Raw genomic sequence first — 209 nt, forward strand, 5'->3', positions numbered from 1 at the left:
CGGCCGAACAGGCTGCCGAGCTGGCCGAAGAGCAACTGCCGAACGAAGAACAGCTGCAAGACGAGCAGGAAGGCACGGATGGCGAGCGTCCGCGCCGCCGCTCGCGTGGCCAGCGTCGCCGCAGCAACCGTCGTGAACGTCAGCGCAATGCCAATGGCGAGCTGATCGACGGCGAAGAAGAAGGCAGCGACGAGCAGCCACAGCAGCAC

At 66.5% G+C, this 209-nt stretch carries 1 protein-coding gene; it reads left to right on the forward strand.

From position 1 onward, the window contains the following. Positions 1 to 209 (forward strand): hypothetical protein (locus tag GYA94_RS27370; protein WP_161893518.1); only part of this gene is annotated, 209 nt, incomplete at both ends.

It is taken from the genome of Pseudomonas juntendi (genome assembly GCF_009932375.1).
Classification (GTDB): Bacteria; Pseudomonadota; Gammaproteobacteria; order Pseudomonadales; family Pseudomonadaceae; genus Aquipseudomonas; species Aquipseudomonas juntendi.